The organism is Massilia phyllosphaerae, from assembly GCF_034659755.1.
GTDB classification, from domain to species: Bacteria; Pseudomonadota; Gammaproteobacteria; order Burkholderiales; family Burkholderiaceae_D; genus Telluria; species Telluria phyllosphaerae.
Window position 1 is genome coordinate 245,382 of sequence record NZ_JAXSQX010000004.1, and the last position, 18,044, is coordinate 263,425.

The following is an 18,044-nucleotide window of genomic DNA, read 5'->3' on the forward strand; positions in this document are numbered from 1 at the left end:
TTGACAGGCCATGCACTACAATCGGCCTTTTCCCTGAACAAGAAGGAAACATTATGGCAACTAACACCACGAACTCCGGCCTGCAGTACGAAGACACCGTCGAAGGCAGCGGTCCGGAAGCGACTGCGGGCAAGTACGTGACCGTGCACTACACCGGCTGGCTGCAGAACGACGACGGCAGCGCCGGCGCCAAGTTCGATTCCAGCAAAGACCGCAACGACCCGTTCCAGTTCCCGCTGGGCGCCGGCCATGTGATCAAGGGCTGGGACGAAGGCGTGCAAGGCATGAAGGTCGGTGGCGCGCGCCGCCTGATCATTCCGGCAAGCCTGGGCTATGGCGCCCGCGGCGCCGGCGGCGTGATCCCGCCGAATGCGACGCTGATCTTCGACGTCGAACTGCTGGACGTTTAAGCCGCTTCACCCGGTCGGGTGGATGGCCACGTCCGCCATCCGACCGAGCATTTCCTCTAATCTCCCCGTCGCTCAGGCATACATTCCTTATCGATGCGCTAAGATGGCCGCATCGTTATCCAAGGAGTCACCATGAGTTTGCAAGACCAGTTCGCCCAGGCCCAGATCGATTCGAAGAATCTGCCGGAACGCCCGGACAACATGACCCTGCTGAAGATCTATTCCCTGTACAAGCAGGGGTCGAGCGGCGACGCCACCGGCGAGCGCCCCGGCTTCACCGACATGATCGGCCGCGCCAAGTACGATGCCTGGGCCGCCCTCAAAGGCACTTCGCAGGAAGACGCGATGCGGCAGTACGTCGACCTGATCGAAGAACTCAAGGACCAGTAAACACCTTGCGCATGCTTTCCGCCACCTTCTGCTCGATGGTGGACGCGAAAGCGCTCATCAGGAAACCCAGCTTGATGCGCAATGCAGCCTGGCGCTCGTGCAGCGCCAGCGACCCTTCGACGCCGCTGCGGTCGAAACGCAATACGTTGCCCTCCCACTTGCATTGCAAGCCATATTCGTTAGCCAGCTTGTCGGCCACCTTCTGCGCCGCGCTGCGCGCTGCGTCCGGACTCAAACTGTGCTGCTGGGTGATGCTGATATCTGCCATGCCGGCTGTCCTTCCGATAAAACCGAATAACCCGGCATGATGCCAGCTGAGTGGCATAAAGGCTAGCAATTGACTAGCGTCAACATCAGTCGCGCACAAGGGACGACCATCCTGATAGACATTGCTCAGGAGGAAGTTCATGGATTCCAGCGCCATCCCGCCCCTCGGTTTCATCCCGATGCCCAGCGCCCGCTACCGCCAGCACCGCAAGGCGGCGCAACTGCTCGACCAGCCGGGGCGGCCGCGCCCCAGCGGCGCCGCACTGGCCAGCCCGGGTTCGCCCGGCGCCTTCGATGCGGGCATGCCGGCGGGCGGCGACGGCAACGTGCCCTTGCCCTTCGCCTTCGGATCGCGGGTGCTGATGTGGAAGCAGGATCCGTCGGTCGGCGAGATCGGCACCCGCAAGGCCTTCCTGCCCGGCGTGGTGCTGGCCGGGCCGCGCGACGCCCGCATCGAAATCAGGGACCCCGCCATCTCCGCGGTCGAGCCGAACGCCTTCGGCGACTTCGTGACCATGCCCGACACCCCGCAGTTCGACGCCGTCCACACCTTCGCCGTGGTGCGCCAGACGCTCACCATGTACCAGCGCGCGCTGTCGAACGCGGGCAGCCTGATGCCCCTGCCCTGGCAATGGAACAGCAGCGTCGACACCGCGCCGCTGCAGGTCTTTCCCTATGGCCTGCCGAATGTGATGAATGCCTTCTACAGCCGCAGCCAGTCGAGCCTGAAGTTCGGCGATTTCATCCCGCCCGGCGAGACCGCCCGCGTGTACACCTGCCGCTCGTTCGACATCGTCTCGCACGAGACCGGCCACGCGGTGCTGGACGGCCTCAAGCCGCACTGGCTGGAAGCCAACAACCCGCCCCAGACCGGCGGCCTGCACGAATCCTTCGGCGACCTGACCGCGATCTTCCTGGCGCTGTCCCAGCTCGACCAGTGCGAGGCGGTGGTGGCCCAGACCAAGGCGCACCTGCACGATAAAACCTTTCTGGCCGACATCGCCGAGCAGTTCGGCCTGGCGCTGGGCAGCACCACCGGGCTGCGCAACGCCGACAACGACCTGACGCTGTCGCAGGCCGGCACCGAGGTGCATGCGATTTCCCAGGTCTTCACCGGCGCCATCTACGACATCCTGGCCGACATCTTCGCCTTCGAGCGCAAGCCCGAGCTGGAAGACTGTGCCGGCGTGCTGCACCGGGTGGCGGCCTGGCTGCGCGGACTGGTGCTGCGCGCCCTGATCGCCGCGCCCGATGTCGCCGCCACCTATGCCGACGTGGCCAACGAGATGCTGCGCATCTGCCAGGAAGACGGCCGCCCACCCGAGTACGCCGCCTTTATCCGCGACGGCTTCGCGCGGCGTGAAGTGCTCGACGTGCCCCTCGACGCCGGCCCCCTGCACCAGCCCGGCCTGCGCCTAGCCGCGCTGGTCAGCGACGCCCCCGGCGCGCGCCAGGACCGGCGCGCCTGCTGCGGCACGATGAACCTGGCCGAGTACTACGATGTCGAACGGCTGCTGGATGCCGAAGCGCAGGCGCTGGCGCGCTGGTGCGCGGCGCACGGGCGCTTCGGTCCGGCCGGCGCCGAACCGGCGCCCACTGGCGCCGCCGTGGTGGCCGCCGTCAGCGTCGGCGGCGGCACCACCGTGGTCGCGGCCGCAGTGACGGGCATGGCAGCGGTGCCGGCACCCACTCCACATGAACCGGTGGTGACGATCCCGATTACCTGACCCGACGGGAGGCACGATGAAGATCACGGCAGGGCCAGCGGCGGTTTCAGCGGCCGCACCGAACAGGTCGAACTGGATACCAGTTGCCACGCCGACGGCCAGGCCATCGAGGCGCTGCTGGCGCGCCTTGATTTCTTCGGAGCACCGGCAGCAGGCTGCCCTGTCGGCGCCGACATCCGGCGCTGGGAAATCACCGCCGACGACGGCCGGCGTTGCCGCACGCTGGTGCTGGCCGAGGATGGCGCCCCTTCCTTTGCTCACTGGCACGCCCTGCTTGAGCATCTGCGCAACCGGTCCTGAGCGCGCTCGTCCTGCGGTGACGACATTAATTTGCTTATGTGTATTGTGTATAAGCGTGATTTGTCGTAAAAGCCGAATTGCCCTAAAATACAGTGCTTTGCCGCGTCCGGCGAGTCTCACCACGCCCAGCGCCGCCTTCATTATTCAAATAGGACTGTTATGACCCACGTTGTCACCGAATCGTGCATCCAATGTCGCTACACCGATTGCGTGGATGTATGCCCGGTAGATTGTTTCCGGGAAGGCCCGAACTTCCTCGTCATCGATCCGGACGAGTGCATCGACTGCGCCGTGTGCGTGGCTGAATGCCCGGTCAACGCAATCTATGCGGAAGAGGACGTGCCGTCGGACCAGCAACAATTCATCAAGATCAACGTTGATCTGGCACGCAACTGGCCGTCGATCACCAAGACCAAGCCGGCCCTGCCCGACGCGGACGAGTGGAAGGACGTCAAGGACAAGCTGGACAAGCTGGCCCGCTGACCCCGCGGCCGGTATCCATCCCCGGTGCCGGTCCCAGCAAACGTGCCACAGTCGTGGCACACTAGCCGCCTTCGCCCCTACCCCATCATCATTCACAGGATTTAGCTAGCATGACTATCGCGACCCCCGAAGCGGGCACCATCGCTCCCAACAGCTCCTTTGCCGGCGCCATCGAAGCCGATGCCGTGATCATCGGCGCGGGCCCGGTCGGCCTGTTCCAGGTGTTCGAACTTGGCCTGCTCGAGATCAAGGCCCACGTGATCGATTCGCTGCCGGCCGTCGGCGGCCAGTGCGTGGAACTGTACCCCGACAAGCCGATCTACGACATCCCGGCCGTGCCCGTCTGCACCGGCCAGGAACTGACCGACAACCTGCTCAAGCAGATCGAGCCGTTCGAGCCGACCTTCCACCTGGGCCAGGAAGTGACCACCGTGCAGCGCCGTGAAGACCACCGCTTCAACGTCGAGACCTCGACCGGTACCCAGTTCATCACCAAGACCATCTTCATCGCTGCCGGCGTCGGTTCGTTCCAGGCGCGCACGATCAAGGTCGACGGCATCGACAAGTTCGAAGGCAGCCAGCTGCACTACCGCGTCAAGGACCCGAGCATTTTCGACGGCAAGAACCTGGTCATCTGCGGCGGCGGCGACTCCGCCCTCGACTGGGCCCTGAACTTCGTCGGCAAGGCCGAATCGGTCGTGCTGGTGCACCGCCGCGACGACTTCCGCGCCGCCCCGGCGTCGGTTGCCAAGATGAAGCAGCTGTGCGACGAATACGAAATGCAGCTGATCACCGGCCAGGTCACCGGCTTCGACGAAAAGGACGGCCAGCTGTCCGAAGTGAAAGTCACCGGTGCCGACGGCGTCACCCGCCGTGTGCCGCTGGACATGCTGATGGTGTTCTTCGGCCTATCGCCGAAGCTGGGTCCGATCGCCGAATGGGGCCTGGACATCGAGCGCAAGCAGCTCAAGGTCGTGGACACCGAGAAATTCGAGACCAACGTGCCGGGCATCTTCGCCGTGGGTGACATCAACACCTACCCGGGCAAGAAGAAGCTGATCCTGTCGGGCTTCCACGAAGCCGCGCTGGCCGCCTTCGGCGCCGCACCGTACATCTTCCCGGACAAGAAGATCCACATGCAGTACACGACGACCTCGCCGAAACTGCACAAGATCCTCGGCGTCGAGACCCCGGTCTTCGACTAAACGGTCCGGTGTTCAGACGCTCCGGCGTTCCGTAACAGTATGACCACGAAAATGCCCCGCCTGTGCGGGGCATTTTTCTTATGTAGGTCACTTAACCGAAGCCCTAACACGAATGTGATACAAGGTTGCATAAGGATATTAGAAGAAAAGTACAAGTCTTGGCGTTGCCTTATGCCAACCTGATTACCCTATAATTGACGAAACTGATGCGCAACCCTTGATCTGACGCACAGTATGGGCCTTGAAAATGGAGTAGCTGTAGGTTAACAGGGCCCACTCTCACGAAGGAAACCATATGCTTTACCAACTGCATGAAATGCAACGCTCCTTCCTGAACCCGCTGATGCAGTGGGCCGACGCTTCCGCCAAGCTGTTCTCGAACCCGGTTTCGCCCTTCGCCCATACCCCGTTCGCACAACGCATCGCCGCCGGCTACGAGCTGATGTATCGCCTGGGAAAGGACTACGAAAAGCCAGCCTTTGAACTGAATTCGACCCTGATCGACGGCCAGACCGTTGGCATCATGGAACACACGGTCGTCAGCAAGCCCTTCTGCAAACTGCTGCATTTCAAGAAAGACATGTCGGACGCGGATTTTGCCGCGCTGAAGCAGCCGACCGTGCTGGTGGTCGCCCCACTGTCGGGGCACCATTCGACGCTGCTGCGCGACACCGTGCGCGCCCTGCTGCCGGAACAGGACGTCTACATCACCGACTGGGTCGACGCGCGCATGGTGCCGCTGTCCGATGGCGCCTTCCACCTCGACGACTATATTTATTACGTCCAGGATTTCATCCGGCACCTGGGCCCGGACGTGCACGTGATTTCCGTCTGCCAGCCAACCGTGCCGGTGCTGGCCGCCATTTCCCTGATGGCCACCGCCAAGGACCCGAAACTGCCGAAGACGATGATCATGATGGGCGGCCCGATCGATCCGCGCAAATCGCCGACCGCCGTCAACGACCTGGCCATCGAAAAACCGTTCTCGTGGTTCGAGAACACCGTGATCTATGCGGTGCCGGGCAATTACCCGGGCTTCGGCCGCAAGGTCTACCCGGGCTTCCTGCAGCACGCCGGCTTCATCGCCATGAACCCGGGCCGCCATGCGCAGAGCCACCGCGAGTTCTACCAGCACCTGGTGCGCGGCGACGACGATTCGGCCGAAGCGCACCGCAAGTTCTACGACGAGTACAACGCCGTGCTCGACATGCCGGCCGAGTACTACCTGGAAACCATCAAGACCGTGTTCCAGGATTTCAGCCTGCCGAAAGGCACCTGGACCGTCGGCGGCCAGCTGGTGCGTCCGCAAGACATCGAGAACGTGGCCCTGTTCACCATCGAAGGCGAACTCGACGACATCTCCGGCGCCGGCCAGACCCAGGCCGCGCACGACCTGTGCACCGGCATCCCGGCCGACAAGCACCAGCACTTCACGGCGCCGAAATGTGGCCACTACGGCATTTTCTCGGGTCGCCGCTGGCGCGAGATCATTTGTCCGATGATCGCGGAATTCGTCCGGAAGCATGCCTGACCGGTCGTTGGCGCAATAAAAAATGCCGCGGATTCCGCGGCATTTTCTTTGGCCTGAGTGTGAAACCGTCGTAATCAGATTCCCCCTACCGGGGCCGCCCGCCGGACGGCCCTCGGACTCAACGGCTATTGATGATCAGGTCCGCAATCACGCCGGTGGCAATCGCCGCCAGCACGTAGTCGCCGCCGGTCTGGACCCAGTGGTAGCCGCGCGGGGGCTGGCGCAGGCGGTGGCCGCGCCAGTCGTCGACCACGTACTGGCGGTTGCGGTACTCGTTCGGCAGGCGGCCGCCACGGCGCAGGTCATGGCGCGGGCCGGCGCCGTCCCAGCGGCGATTGTCGCGGCCATCCCAGCGGCGGTCGTCACCGCGGCGGTCGTCGCGGCGGTCATTGCGGTAATCGCCGCGGTCGTTACGGGCATCGCCGCGGCGGTCGTTGTCGCGCTGGCTGTAGCGGTCATGGTCGCGGTCTCCGTAGCCGCGGTCCTGGGCGAAACCGCTGGCGGTGACGCTCAGCAGCGCAGCGGCCAGGGTCGAGACGATCAAGTTCTTTTTGCTCATAAGATCCTCCTTGAGGTTCATTTCTTGTATCTCAGTAGACCACCATGCATGCCATGCATTCCGTTAGTTGCATCACCTTTGGCGCTAATCCAGCCCTGACTTTGCCGGAAACGTTAGTTGGCTCACGTAAAAACTGGACTGGCTAGCGCTTCGACGCCATCCGGCTTTTCGCGGATAATGACGGTTTAGCAAACGCCAGACCTTGTAACAGGCACATCGTGACAAAAACGCTCGCCGACCAGATCGAAGACCTGCTGCCGCAGACCCAGTGCACCAAATGCGGCTATCCCGCCTGCCGCCCGTATGCGGAGGCGATCGCGCGCGGCGAAGCCGAGATCAACCAGTGCCCGCCGGGCGGCATGGAAGGCGTGGCGCGCCTGTCCGCGCTGACCGGCCGACCCATCATCCCTATCAATCCGGCCAACGGCGTGGAGCGTCCGCGTCCGGTTGCCTTCATCGACGAAGCCCTGTGCATCGGTTGCACGCTGTGCATCCAGGCTTGCCCGGTGGACGCCATCCTGGGCGCGGCCAAGCAGATGCACACCATCCTGCCGAGCCTGTGCACCGGCTGCGACCTGTGCGTAGCGCCCTGCCCGGTCGACTGCATCAGCATGCTGCCCGTCACCGAACGCACCGGCTGGGATGCCTGGTCGCAGGAGCAGGCCGACGCCGCCCGCGCACGCCACGACTTCCGCAGCGAGCGCCTGCAGCGCGAAAAGGAAGAAAACGATGCACGCCTGGCGGCCAAGGCGCTGGAAAAGCTGCGCGCCGTCACGGCTGAGCAGGCCAACAGCGCCGAAGAACTGGCCGAAAAGGAACGCAAGCGCGCGATCATCGCCGCCGCCATCGAGCGTGCGCGCCAGAAGGCGGCCACGCCGCCGCCTGCGCCGCCGTCCCTGGACAACAAAGACCAATAAGACCCGATGAATCCCGCCAAACGCCAAGAAATTTTCACGCGCCTGCGCCACGCCAATCCGAATCCGACCACCGAACTTGACTACACGACGCCGTTCGAACTGCTGATCGCGGTGCTGCTCTCGGCGCAGGCCACCGACGTCGGCGTCAACAAGGCGACACGCAAGCTGTACCCGGTGGCGAACACGCCGCAAGCGATCCTCGACCTCGGCCTGGACGAACTGAAGACCTATATCGCGACCATCGGCCTGTACAACACCAAGGCGAAGAACGTGATCGCCACCTGCGAGATCCTGGTGAACCAGTACGGCGGCGAGGTTCCGCGCTCGCGCGAAGCGCTCGAATCCCTGCCCGGCGTGGGCCGCAAGACCGCCAACGTGGTCCTGAACACCGCCTTCGGCGAACTGGCGATGGCGGTCGACACCCACATCTTCCGCGTGTCCAACCGCACCAAAATCGCACCCGGCAAGAACGTCGACGAAGTCGAGCACAAGCTGATGAAATTCGTGCCCAAGGAATTCCTGCAGGATGCCCACCACTGGCTGATCCTGCACGGGCGCTACACCTGCGTGGCGCGCAAACCCAAGTGCTGGAACTGCATCATCGCCGACCTGTGCGAATACAAGGACAAGACGCCGGCCCCGGCCGGCCTGGTCCCGGCCGCGGCCGGCGGCGCCTGAGCGCCCGTTCTCACTGTCGGATCCCGTACAGGGAAACGCCCAGCCGGCGCGTATCCGGGCCGATGCCGTAGTCGGCCGGCCGCAAGGGCTTGTCGATTTCCAGCACGATGTGCTGTGCGGCACCCGGTGCCGGGCCGAGGTCGAGCGTCACGCGGCGGCGCCGTTCGGTCGGATAGAAGACCCAGCTGCCGGCCGCCCTGCCGTTGACGACCGCCTGCAGCCGGATCCGCGCGCCGTAGTCGGGCACGAAGCTGCCCAGGTCCAGCGTCAGCATCCTGCCGCGCCCTGCGTCAGGCGGCAGGCGCAGCACGGCGAGCGGCCCGTCCGACCAGACGGCGTCTCCCTCGATCGCCGACCAGCCCTCCCCCAGTACCTGCCTGAACCAGGCAGGCTGCGCCCCGACTGTGATCCAGGTGACCGGCCGCGGCGGCGCGCCGGCACGGAACAGCGACAGGCCCTGCCCTTCCACCTCGGGCTCGCCGCGCACCGGGTCGGGCGCATCGGTATGGTGCACCTGGTAGCGGCGCCCGGCTGCCACCTCCTCGGGGCGGCAGCGCTTGGACCGGGTAAAGGAGATGTGCCAGTTTTGGTTCACGCAGGCCAGGTCGACGTCCTGGCGCGCGGCATAGGCCAGCAGTCCCATCGTATTGCCCCAGACCTCGCCCTGGGTGGTCGAATTTGGTCCCAGGTCCAGGTCGAGTACCACGCGCCCGTGGCCGGGCAGCCGGCGCACCTGTTGGTACAGCGCGGCGACGTTGGCGTGGTTGTAGAAATACGCGTAGTCCGGCGGCACCCGCAGCCAGTGCCAGGCGCCGGCCACGGCCAGCAGCGCCAGCATGGCTGCCGCCGCCTCCCGGGCCCGGATGCGGAGCGATGCGTAGCCGATCAGCACCAGCAGCCCGGCCGCCAGCGCCGGCACCGCAAAATAGAAGGCCGCAATATAGACCTGGCCGAGCATGTCGACGCCGGCCCAGGCGTAATACAGCACCGACAGCGTCGCAGCCAGGAAGACGATGCCGAGCGCGCGCGCATCGCGCGCAAACGCGGGCGGCACGCGGCGCAGGCCGGCCAGCAGCAGCGCGGCCAGGGCCAGGCCCCAGGCCAGCGCGCCGCGCGCGGGTGCGCCATGGCCGAGTCCCCAGTAGACGCCGACGAAGCGTGCCGCCTCGCCCAGCGTATTGGCCTTGTTGGCGCGGCCGAACTGCAGGTAGGCGTACAGCGGTCCCGGAAACTCCCTGATGGTGGCGATGATAAGCGGGACCAAGAACAGGGGCAGGATGCCGGCAACAAGCAGCAGCGTGCGCCGGTGCGCCGCCAGCCAGGGGCGGCCCACGATACGCAGCTCGGGCTCGCGGCGTGCCAGCACCCGGTTGGCGGCCAGCGTCATGAGCAGGGTCAAGCCCAGTATCGGCATGAAGGCGGCGTGGCCGTTGAACAGGAAGCCGGCGGCGACGGCGAGCGTGCCAAGCGTATCGGCGCGGCCCTGTACCAGGCGCGCGCCCGCCACCAGCAGCGCCGCATACGGCAGCACGAACAGGTGCGGGAACCACATGCCGCCGACGATCGCGCGGTCGCTCCAGGCAAACACCAGCACCATGACCGCGGCGAACAGCAGCGCCGGCACCATGTGCCCGCTCATGCGCCGTACCATCGCCACGATCGCGGCCAGCCAGGCGGCGTCATAGACATCTACCGCCAGCAGCTGGCCGGAAAACGGTGACGGCACCAGGTGCAGCCAGTCGTGGAACAGCAGCTCGCCGAAAGCCAGCACGTACAGCAGCGCCGGCCCGGGGTGGTTGAAGCCGACCCGCGAATAATGGCCCTGGATCAGCTGGAGGCGCTTGGCGTCCAGCACCAGCAGCGTATTCGCCGCAAAGTCGCTCGATTCGTGGTTGACGGTGCGGATCGCATCCCAGTTGACGCAGGCCAGGCCGGCTGTGAACAGCACCAGCAGCAGGAAAAACTGCAGTGCGCGCCGCGGCCGGGCAGCGTGCCGTTGCGGCGTTTGTGCCTGCGCACGTTCGGCAGCAAGAGTGGCGTCGGTCGTCATTCAGATGCGCATCCGGTTGAACACGAAGGCCGGCAGGTGGCGGATTACCAGCATCACGGCGGCCCATTTGCCTGGGGCGTAGACGACCGCGGTGCCGGCGGCCGCGCCGTCGACGATGCGGCGCGCCACCGCTTCCACCGGCGCCAGGCCGCGCTGCGGCAGGTGGACCGTCATCGGGGTCGCGGTCGGCCCCGGCTTGACCAGCACCACGCGCAGCCGGCTGCCGCTGCCGGCCAGCCGGTGCTGCAAGCCCTGCGCGTAGCGCGTGACCAGGCCCTTGGCGGCACCGTAGACGTAGTTGGAGCGACGCCCGCGGTCGCCTGCCACCGAGCCGATCAGGGTGATGACGCCGCCGCCGTGTTCCATGTGGCCGGCGAAGGCTTCCGCGAACAGCACCGGCGACAGCGCATTCACCTGCAGCGCATCGAAGGCGGCACCGAGGTCGCGCTGGCAGGCCTGCTGGTCGGGCAGCACGCCGTGCGCGATCAGGACCCGGTCCGGCATCCCTTGCGCCACGATGGCGTCGACCAGCTTGCGGATGGCGCGCGCGTCAAGCAGGTCGCCGCTTCTGGCCCCCACCTCGGCGCCGGGGCTGCGCACGCGCAGGTCGGCAGCGACGCGCTCGAGGCGGCCGGCATCGCGTCCGACCAGCGTCAGGGTCACGCCGGGCGCGGCCCACAGCCGCGCGCAATGTTCGGCGATCGACGAGGTGGCACCGATGATCACGATGCGGCGTGGCGCACTGTGTTGGTACGAAGCGGGCATGTCAACTCCCCAGCAGGCGGCGCGACATCGACGAGCTGATGCCCCGGTCGCGGTACGGCAAAAATTCGGCGAGGCGCGGGTAGCCTGCCTCGAACAGGGCGCGCGGCATGCGCGCATCCTTGGCGGCGTAGAGGCGGCCGCCGGCCTCGCGCACGATGGCGTCGAGACGTTCGAACAGGCGCAGCGTCGACGCGCCGCGGTTCGGAAAATCGAGCGCCAGGGTGACGCCGGGACGTGGAAAACTCATCATGCCGACGCTGTCGCGCTCGCCAAAAGTCTTCAGCACGGCCAGGAAGGAACCCTGGCCGGCGGCCTTGATCGCCGCCAGCATCGCGCGGGTGACGTCCTGGCCGCTGGCGCGCGGCACCACGCTCTGGTACTGGTAGAAGCCGCGCGGGCCGTACATCCGGTTCCAGTCGTGCAGCCCGTCGAGCGGGTAGCCGTAGGCTTCGAAGTGGGCGATCGCACGCCGCTGCCTGGCGCGTTTGAGGTGGAAATAGGCGGCGTTGAAGAGGTGTAGCGACAGGCCGTTCACCAGCGACACCGGCGGCGCGACCGGCATGCGCCGCGGCTGGCGCTCTACGCGGGCCCCGGATTCGGGAATCGGTGCTGGGTTGGCGCGCAGGAACAGCCCGCGCCCGCTGCCCGACAGGCAATCGATCCAGGACACGGTATGCTCCCAGCCGACTTCGGACACGTCGGCCAGCGGAAAAAAATCGTCGAGCCTGGCGTAGGGGATGGTGTCGGTGACCAGCCAGGGACCGCTCACGCGGCGCAGCTGCAGCTCGGCCTCGACGATCACGCCGGTCAGGCCCATGCCGCCGACGGTGGCGGCAAACCAGCCAGCCCCGTGCGCCGGACCGCAATCGATGACGCTGCCGTCGGTACGCGCCAGGCGCAGGGACAGAACATGGTTGCCGAACGAACCCAGCCGGTGGTGGTTCTTGCCGTGGACGTCGTTGGCGATGGCCCCGCCCACCGTGATGAGTTGCGTGCCGGGCGTGACCGGCAGCAGCCAGCCGTAAGCCAGGCTCATGCGCTGGATGTCACGCAGCAGCACGCCGGCCTCGCAGCGCAGGCGTCCGCTGGCCGCATCGAAATCGATGAAGCGGTCCAGCCCCGTGGTGCGCCACAGGCGGCCGCCCGGGTTCAGGCAGACGTCGCCGTAGCTGCGCGCATTGCCCTGGGCCAGGCCGGCCCCGTCGGCTTCAATTTGCCGCGCGACACGTTCGCGGTCGTGCAGCACCACCAGCTCGTGCTCGTGGCTGCCGAGGCGTCCCCATGAAGCGACCTTTACCATGGCCATCCGAGCGCACCGATCACCAGCACGGCGCCGAAGACCAGCCCGGCCAGGCGGCTGGCGCGGTCCTTCATGGCGAACACCACCGGGTCGTCGTGCATGTGGCCGCGGTGCGCCTGCATCCAGATCCAGCTGATCCAGAACAGCAGCACCGGCACCGTGCCCCATACGGCTTCCGGCTGGCGGTACAGCACCGCGACCTTGTCGCTGTTCAGGTACAGCGCCAGCACCACGGCCGACGCATAGCCGGCGGCGACGCCCAGGTTCAGCACCAGCGGCTCGTCGCTGGTGTAATAGCCGCGCCCCTGCACCTCGTGGTGGCCGGACAGCGCCTGCACCTGCAGCTCGGCGTGGCGCTTGACGAAGGCCAGCGACAGGAACAGGAACACCGAAAACGCCAGCAGCCAGAACGACAGCGGCAGCGACAGCGCGGCGGCGCCGGCCGTGATGCGCAGCGTGTACAGCATCGCCAGCGCGATGCAGTCGAGCAGGATCATCTTTTTCAGGCCGAGCGAATACACGCAGGTCAGCAGGAAATAGCACAGCAGCCATGGCAGGAAGCTGCCGCCCACGTGCACACCCAGCGCCAGGCTGGCCGCCAGCAGCAACGGCGCCGCCAGCACCCCGTGCCGGACCGGCAGCGCGCCCGCAGCGAACGGGCGCAGGCGCTTGCGCGGGTGGGCGCGGTCGCTGTCGAGGTCGAGCAGGTCGTTGGTGATGTAGACGGTCGAGGCGCACAGGCTGAACGACAGAAAGGCCAGCGCCAGCGTCAGCCAGTGGCCCAGGTCGAACACCTGGTGCGCCGCCACCAGCGGCACGAACAGCAGCACGTTCTTGAGCCACTGGTGCAGGCGCAGCGCCTTGCGCCAGGCCGGGATGGCGGCCTTGACGCCGCGTGCCGGCGCCGGGAATTCGCGCTCGACGCCGCACAGCGCCGCCGCCTTGCCGGCCAGCCCGCGGGCGCCGTTGACCACGATCGCCTTGCGCGCGCGGCGCCAGACCTTGAGGTCGGCCGCGGAATTGCCGGCATAGTCGAAGCCGCCGTGGCCGTACTGGCGCGCCAGTGCCTCGGCCTTGTCGTGGCCCACCAGGTGGGTAGCGCCGTCGCCGGCCAGCACGTCGTCGAATACGCCCAGGTGCGCCGCCACGGCATCCGCGAGCATGCGATCGGCACCGGTGCACAGCACCAGGCGGCGGCCGGCGGCGCGCTGCTCCTTCAGCCAGGCCAGCAGCGATTCGTTGTACGGCAGGAGTGCGGCATCGATGGCGCCGCGGCTGGCCAGCTTGCGCTTGAGCACCGCCTTGCCCTGCAGCAGCCACAGCGGGATGCGCAAGACGTCGAACGGCCGGTCGCGCGACGCCCGCAGCGCCGATTCGTGCAGCAGGTCGGTGTGCACGAGCGTCCCGTCCAGGTCAACGATCAATGGAGCCATTGTCACGATGAAATCCTGCAGAAGAAGCGCACTCGGCTATTCGAAGCGCTTAAAATAATGCAAAAGTATCAACAAAGCTTAAGCATTATAGGTAAGCACCATGGGTCATCTTTTGATCTGCCGCGTTATCGCTGCCGTTTTCAGGAGATTGCCACTGCCGGCCCGGTGCCGGTCTCTTGTACACTCCCCGGCACACCGCACGATGACCATCCGCCGAGGCCAGCCATGCCGATCCGCACCGCCGCTTCGCTGTCGCTGACGCTGCTACTCCAGCTGTTACTCCCGCTGCTGCTCCCGGTTTTTTCCGTGGCCTGCCTGGCCGTGTGCTACCTGAGCGGCCCCCCCTTGCGCGCCGGCCTGCTGAACGCGGATGCCCTGTATCTGCCGACGCTGTTCGACGACCTGCTGGTACGCGGTGGCCGGCTGTCGGACTGGTACCTGACGCCGGCGCCCTACTTCTTTCCTGACTACCCGCTCTACCTGGCGGCTTGGTGGGTGGCGCCGACCTCCTATTACCAGATCATCGCGTTCGGTATCCTCCAGTGCGCCCTGCTGTTCGGCGCGCTGGCGCTGCTGGCACGGGCCCTCGGCACCAGGGCGGCGTTGCCGGCGGCAGCGTGCAGCCTGACGCTGTTTGCCTGGCTGGCCGCATCGGGCCGGGAACCCTTCGTGCTGCTGCTGTCGAATGCCTACCATTTCGGCGGCTTCCTCGCCGCTGTGCTGCTGGCAACGGCCTGGCTGCGCGTCGACGCCACCGCTTCGCGCCCTGCGCTGGGGGCGGCGTGCCTGCTGGCATTTCTCGTCACGCTGTCGGACAGCCTGTTCCTGCTGCAGGCGGCGCTGCCGCTGGCCGGCGCCGCGAGCGCCCGTATCCTGCTTGAGGGCGGCAAGCCAGGCCGGCGCCGGCGCCTGGCCATGGCGTGGGCACCGGTAGCGGCCGCCCTGCTCGGCCACGTCGGCTACACGCTGCTGGTCGCGCACCCGACCCGCTACGACGTGCACCTCGATCGCGGCCGCCTTGCCGCCAACCTGCACGACCTGGCGGGCTTCGGGCTGGACCTGTGGCAAGCGCTGCCGGCGGCGACCCTGGGCTGGCTGGCCTGCGTCGCCTTCGCACTGGCCTGCGCCGTGCGGCTGGCACGGCGGCGCGATCCCTTCGGTTTGCCGCCGGCGCTGGCCTGGCTGCTGGTGTTCTGGCTGGTCTCGGCGACGATGACCTTGGCGGTGTCGCTGCCGCTGGCCCCGCTGCCGGTCGCGGCGCGCTACTTCATCCCGGCGGCGTGCTGGCCGATCCTGCTGGCGCCGATGATGGTGGCGCATCTTCTACGCAGACGCCATGCGCCGGCACTGCTGCTTGCGGGCGCATGCGCGTTTGCACTGGGCACCGGCATGGCGACGGCGCGCCAATGGCAGGCGCACCCGATCGAAAGCGCCTACTACCCCGCCGACAGCGCCTGCCTCGACCGCGCGCTGGCGCGCATGGACCTGCATCACGGGGTTGCCCAGTACTGGGACGCCAAGCCGTTCCAGCGCTTCAGCCGCCGCGGCATCGTGCTGGCCCAGCACATCGCATCGCTGGAAGAGCTGCCCTGGATTACCAGCCAACGCTACTTCCGCCCAGCCTACGATTTCGCCCTGGTCGGCCCGGACGCGCCACCGCAGTACCATATCCCGGCGGCGCGGCTGGAAGCGATCAACGGCCCGCCGCCGGCACGGGTACGCTGCGGCGACTACACGATTCTGCTGTATGGACGCGATGCCATGCGCGTGTACTGACGCGCGTTCCGTATGAAACTGGTGCTGTTGAACGGCGCGGGACATGCTAGGCTTGCAGCTTGCAATCCAGCACGACATCCTCGATCACCATGCACCTGAATAAGTTCCGCCCCCACGCTTCCCTGCTCGCCCTCGCATCCCTGCTCTGTGCCTGTTCGGGCAAGTCCCAGCCCGCTCCCGATCCGGCCGAGGCCAGCCGCAAGGCGGTCGAGACCGCGCGCCTGGAAGCTGCGGCGACGGCGCGCAAGCTGGCCACGGTGCCGGTGAAATGCACGCTGGGCAGCGCAAAGGATGCGGAAGGCAGCTGGACGGACGCGCCGCACGCCGCGCCGCAGCCGGGGAACAACAATGGGATGGAATTCACGCTCGACGCGCCGGTGGAGGCACGCGCCTTCCAGCTGGCGCTGAGCGCAAAGGCGTTCCACGACCTCGACAAGGTCGAAGTGCGCGACGCAAAAGGGGATTGGCACCTGGCCTGGCTCGGCATCCAGCTGTCGGCGCCGGGCGGCTGCGACTACGTCCAGCTGGAACAGACGATGCAGAATGTACGCGAGGTCGGCGCGCTGCGCGTGTCCTTCCACCCCGGCATGGGCACCGTCTCGGCCGGGCAGGTGCGCCTACTGCGCGACGCACCCGCACCCGCGCCGGCCCCGGCGCCCGCCGGCTGAAGGCTTTAGAGCAGGACCAGGTTGTCGCGGTGCACCAGCTCGGGCGCCTCGACGTAGCCGAGAATCTGTTCGATCTCGCTGGACGCATGGCGCATGATGCGCTTGACTTCGCTGGCGGTGTAGTTGGTGAGGCCGCGCGCGATCTCGTGGCCATCCTCGCCCTTGCAGGTGACCAGTGCGCCGCGCCCGAATTCGCCGCGCACCGCGACCACGCCAATCGGTAATAACGATTTACCCTCTTTCGCCAGCTTCTGCACGGCGCCCGCATCCAGCACCAGCTCGCCCGCGGTGTGCAGGTGGTCGACCATCCACTGGCGGCGCGCGGTCAGGCGCGCGGTCGGCGCGGTCAGCTGGGTGCCGATCGCCTCGCCCTGCGCCAGGCGCACCAGCACGTTGTCTTCGCGGCCCCAGGCGATCACGGTGTGGGCACCCGAGCGCGCGGCGCGGCGCGCGGCCAGCACCTTGGTCAGCATGCCGCCACTGCCGATGCTGGAACCGGCGCCGCCGGCCATCGCTTCCAGCGACGCATCGCCGGCCTGCGCTTCCTCGATCAGGCGCGCCTGCGGGTCCTTGCGCGGATCGGCGGAATACAGGCCTTTCTGGTCGGTGAGGATCACCAAGGCGTCGGCCTCGATCAAATTGGCGACCAGCGCGCCCAGGGTATCGTTGTCGCCGAACTTGATTTCGTCGGTGACCACGGTGTCGTTCTCGTTGATGATCGGGACCACGCCCAGGCGCAGCAGCGTCGTCAGCGTCGAGCGCGCATTCAAATAGCGTTCGCGGTCGGCCAGGTCGGCGTGGGTCAGCAGCACCTGCGCGGTTTTCACGCCGTGGGTGCGGAAGCTGGTTTCGTAGATCTGGGCCAGTCCCATCTGGCCGCAGGCGGCGCAGGCCTGCAGTTCGTGGATGTCGGTCGGGCGGCTGTTGAAACCGAGGCGCAGCATGCCTTCGGCGATGGCGCCGCTCGACACCAGCACGACTTCCTTGCCGAGCGAACGCAGCGAAGAAATCTGGGCAGCCCAGCGCGCGATCGCGGCGTTGTCGAGGCCGCGGCCTTCATTGGTGACGAGCGAGGAGCCGACCTTGACGATGATGCGGCCGGAGGCTTGGATAACGGATTGGAGGGTGGTCATGTCGAAGTGGATGCGAACTCAGGACAGGAGCGGGCGTCCCCAGGGACGCAATGCCAGCAGCACGAGGCCGGCCAGCAATTCGATCCCGCAGATGGCCAACAATACGCCCTGGGGCAGGCCGATCGCAAACGCCGCGACCAGGCGGCCGACCGGCTGCGCCAGGATGAACAGTGCGGTGAGGTCGCCGAGGATGGGCTGGTCGCCCCGCCGCGCCGCCAGCAGAGCCAGCAACGCGGTAGCGAAGCGCACTCCGACATAGATGGCGTAGAACTGGCTGTAGCCGTTCACGCCGACGAGAAACAGTCCGAGCCGCGTCGCGACGACGTCCGGGTTCAGCATGGCCGAGAACGCGGCCAGCGAGCAGACGGTGGCCGTGGCCTGCAGCACTTGCGTGCGCAGGCGTGCGCGGGTGGCTTCGGAAAACACCATCAGGGAGTCTCGAAAAACCGTAG

18 protein-coding genes and 1 pseudogene are annotated in these 18,044 nt (G+C 66.8%); 11 read left to right on the forward strand and 8 right to left on the reverse strand.

Features of this window, described 5'->3' with window-relative positions:
• Nucleotides 1-53 precede the first annotated feature (53 nt).
• Both U1H99_RS16930 and U1H99_RS16935 read left to right on the forward strand, forming a co-directional pair.
• Nucleotides 54-410, forward strand: coding sequence for an FKBP-type peptidyl-prolyl cis-trans isomerase (locus U1H99_RS16930; protein WP_323142894.1), 357 nt, complete (start codon nt 54-56; stop codon nt 408-410).
• 132 nt (nt 411-542) lie between these two features.
• On the forward strand, nt 543-800 hold the full coding sequence (locus U1H99_RS16935) for an acyl-CoA-binding protein (protein WP_323142895.1): 258 nt from the start codon (nt 543-545) through the stop codon (nt 798-800).
• Here U1H99_RS16935 and U1H99_RS16940 read toward each other — a convergent pair.
• Nucleotides 787-1,209 carry a polyhydroxyalkanoic acid system family protein gene (locus tag U1H99_RS16940; protein ID WP_323142896.1) on the reverse strand — a complete coding sequence of 141 codons (423 nt, stop codon included), beginning with the start codon at nt 1,207-1,209 and terminating at the stop codon, nt 787-789. The genes U1H99_RS16935 and U1H99_RS16940 overlap by 14 nt on opposite strands.
• On the opposite strand from U1H99_RS16940, the gene U1H99_RS16945 reads away from it, so the two are divergent.
• The 5 genes and pseudogenes from U1H99_RS16945 (at nt 1,208) to U1H99_RS16965 (ending at nt 6,313) form a co-directional block, all read left to right on the forward strand.
• Nucleotides 1,208-2,794, forward strand: a complete 1,587-nt coding sequence (locus U1H99_RS16945; protein ID WP_323142897.1) for a gluzincin family metallopeptidase — start codon at nt 1,208-1,210, stop codon at nt 2,792-2,794. The two genes, U1H99_RS16940 and U1H99_RS16945, sit on opposite strands and share 2 nt — an antisense overlap.
• Before the next feature lie 45 nt (nt 2,795-2,839).
• Nucleotides 2,840-3,094 (forward strand): annotated as a pseudogene (locus tag U1H99_RS16950) (protealysin inhibitor emfourin); the annotation flags it as partial.
• A gap of 159 nt (nt 3,095-3,253) precedes the next feature.
• On the forward strand, nt 3,254-3,577 hold the full coding sequence (gene fdxA, locus U1H99_RS16955) for a ferredoxin FdxA (protein ID WP_141838209.1): 324 nt from the start codon (nt 3,254-3,256) through the stop codon (nt 3,575-3,577).
• 110 nt (nt 3,578-3,687) lie between these two features.
• Complete coding sequence (locus tag U1H99_RS16960) at nt 3,688-4,782, forward strand: NAD(P)/FAD-dependent oxidoreductase (RefSeq protein WP_323142898.1); 1,095 nt, start codon at nt 3,688-3,690, stop codon at nt 4,780-4,782.
• Between the two features lie 295 nt (nt 4,783-5,077).
• The gene (locus U1H99_RS16965) at nt 5,078-6,313 is read left to right on the forward strand and encodes a polyhydroxyalkanoate depolymerase (RefSeq protein ID WP_323142899.1); all 1,236 of its coding nucleotides are present in this window, start codon (nt 5,078-5,080) and stop codon (nt 6,311-6,313) included.
• A 118-nt stretch (nt 6,314-6,431) separates the two neighbouring features.
• Here the strand turns inward: U1H99_RS16965 and U1H99_RS16970 are convergent, their stop codons facing one another.
• Nucleotides 6,432-6,872 carry an RcnB family protein gene (locus U1H99_RS16970; RefSeq protein ID WP_323142900.1) on the reverse strand — a complete coding sequence of 147 codons (441 nt, stop codon included), beginning with the start codon at nt 6,870-6,872 and terminating at the stop codon, nt 6,432-6,434.
• Between the two features lie 218 nt (nt 6,873-7,090).
• On the opposite strand from U1H99_RS16970, the gene rsxB reads away from it, so the two are divergent.
• Nucleotides 7,091-7,789, forward strand: a complete 699-nt coding sequence (gene rsxB, locus U1H99_RS16975) for an electron transport complex subunit RsxB (protein ID WP_323142901.1) — start codon at nt 7,091-7,093, stop codon at nt 7,787-7,789.
• A gap of 6 nt (nt 7,790-7,795) precedes the next feature.
• Nucleotides 7,796-8,467, forward strand: a complete 672-nt coding sequence (gene nth, locus U1H99_RS16980) for an endonuclease III (RefSeq protein WP_323142902.1) — start codon at nt 7,796-7,798, stop codon at nt 8,465-8,467.
• 10 nt (nt 8,468-8,477) lie between these two features.
• On the opposite strand, the gene U1H99_RS16985 is transcribed toward nth, so the two are convergent.
• The 4 genes from U1H99_RS16985 to U1H99_RS17000 are packed head-to-tail and all read right to left on the reverse strand — an operon-like array spanning nt 8,478 to nt 14,015.
• Nucleotides 8,478-10,517 (reverse strand): hypothetical protein, encoded by a 2,040-nt coding sequence (locus tag U1H99_RS16985; RefSeq protein ID WP_323142903.1) that lies wholly within the window; start codon nt 10,515-10,517, stop codon nt 8,478-8,480.
• Entirely contained in the window at nt 10,518-11,282 is a 765-nt protein-coding gene (locus U1H99_RS16990) for an SDR family NAD(P)-dependent oxidoreductase (protein WP_323142904.1), read from the reverse strand. It lies immediately after the preceding gene.
• A 1-nt stretch (nt 11,283) separates the two neighbouring features.
• On the reverse strand, nt 11,284-12,582 hold the full coding sequence (locus U1H99_RS16995) for an FAD-binding oxidoreductase (protein ID WP_323142905.1): 1,299 nt from the start codon (nt 12,580-12,582) through the stop codon (nt 11,284-11,286).
• Nucleotides 12,576-14,015: a UbiA family prenyltransferase gene (locus U1H99_RS17000; protein WP_323142906.1), complete on the reverse strand. Its 1,440-nt coding sequence runs from the start codon at nt 14,013-14,015 to the stop codon at nt 12,576-12,578. Before U1H99_RS17000 ends, U1H99_RS16995 begins: the two co-directional genes overlap by 7 nt.
• Nucleotides 14,016-14,240: 225 nt before the next feature.
• Here U1H99_RS17000 and U1H99_RS17005 point away from each other — a divergent pair, with 225 nt between their 5' ends.
• Complete coding sequence (locus U1H99_RS17005) at nt 14,241-15,791, forward strand: hypothetical protein (protein ID WP_323142907.1); 1,551 nt, start codon at nt 14,241-14,243, stop codon at nt 15,789-15,791.
• Nucleotides 15,792-15,880: 89 nt separating this feature from the next.
• Nucleotides 15,881-16,459: a hypothetical protein gene (locus U1H99_RS17010; RefSeq protein ID WP_323142908.1), complete on the forward strand. Its 579-nt coding sequence runs from the start codon at nt 15,881-15,883 to the stop codon at nt 16,457-16,459.
• Between the two features lie 5 nt (nt 16,460-16,464).
• Here the strand turns inward: U1H99_RS17010 and proB are convergent, their stop codons facing one another.
• Nucleotides 16,465-17,592 (reverse strand): glutamate 5-kinase, encoded by a 1,128-nt coding sequence (proB, locus tag U1H99_RS17015; RefSeq protein WP_323142909.1) that lies wholly within the window; start codon nt 17,590-17,592, stop codon nt 16,465-16,467.
• 18 nt (nt 17,593-17,610) lie between these two features.
• Nucleotides 17,611-18,021: a DUF4345 family protein gene (locus U1H99_RS17020; RefSeq protein WP_141838233.1), complete on the reverse strand. Its 411-nt coding sequence runs from the start codon at nt 18,019-18,021 to the stop codon at nt 17,611-17,613.
• Nucleotides 18,022-18,044: the final 23 nt, after the last annotated feature.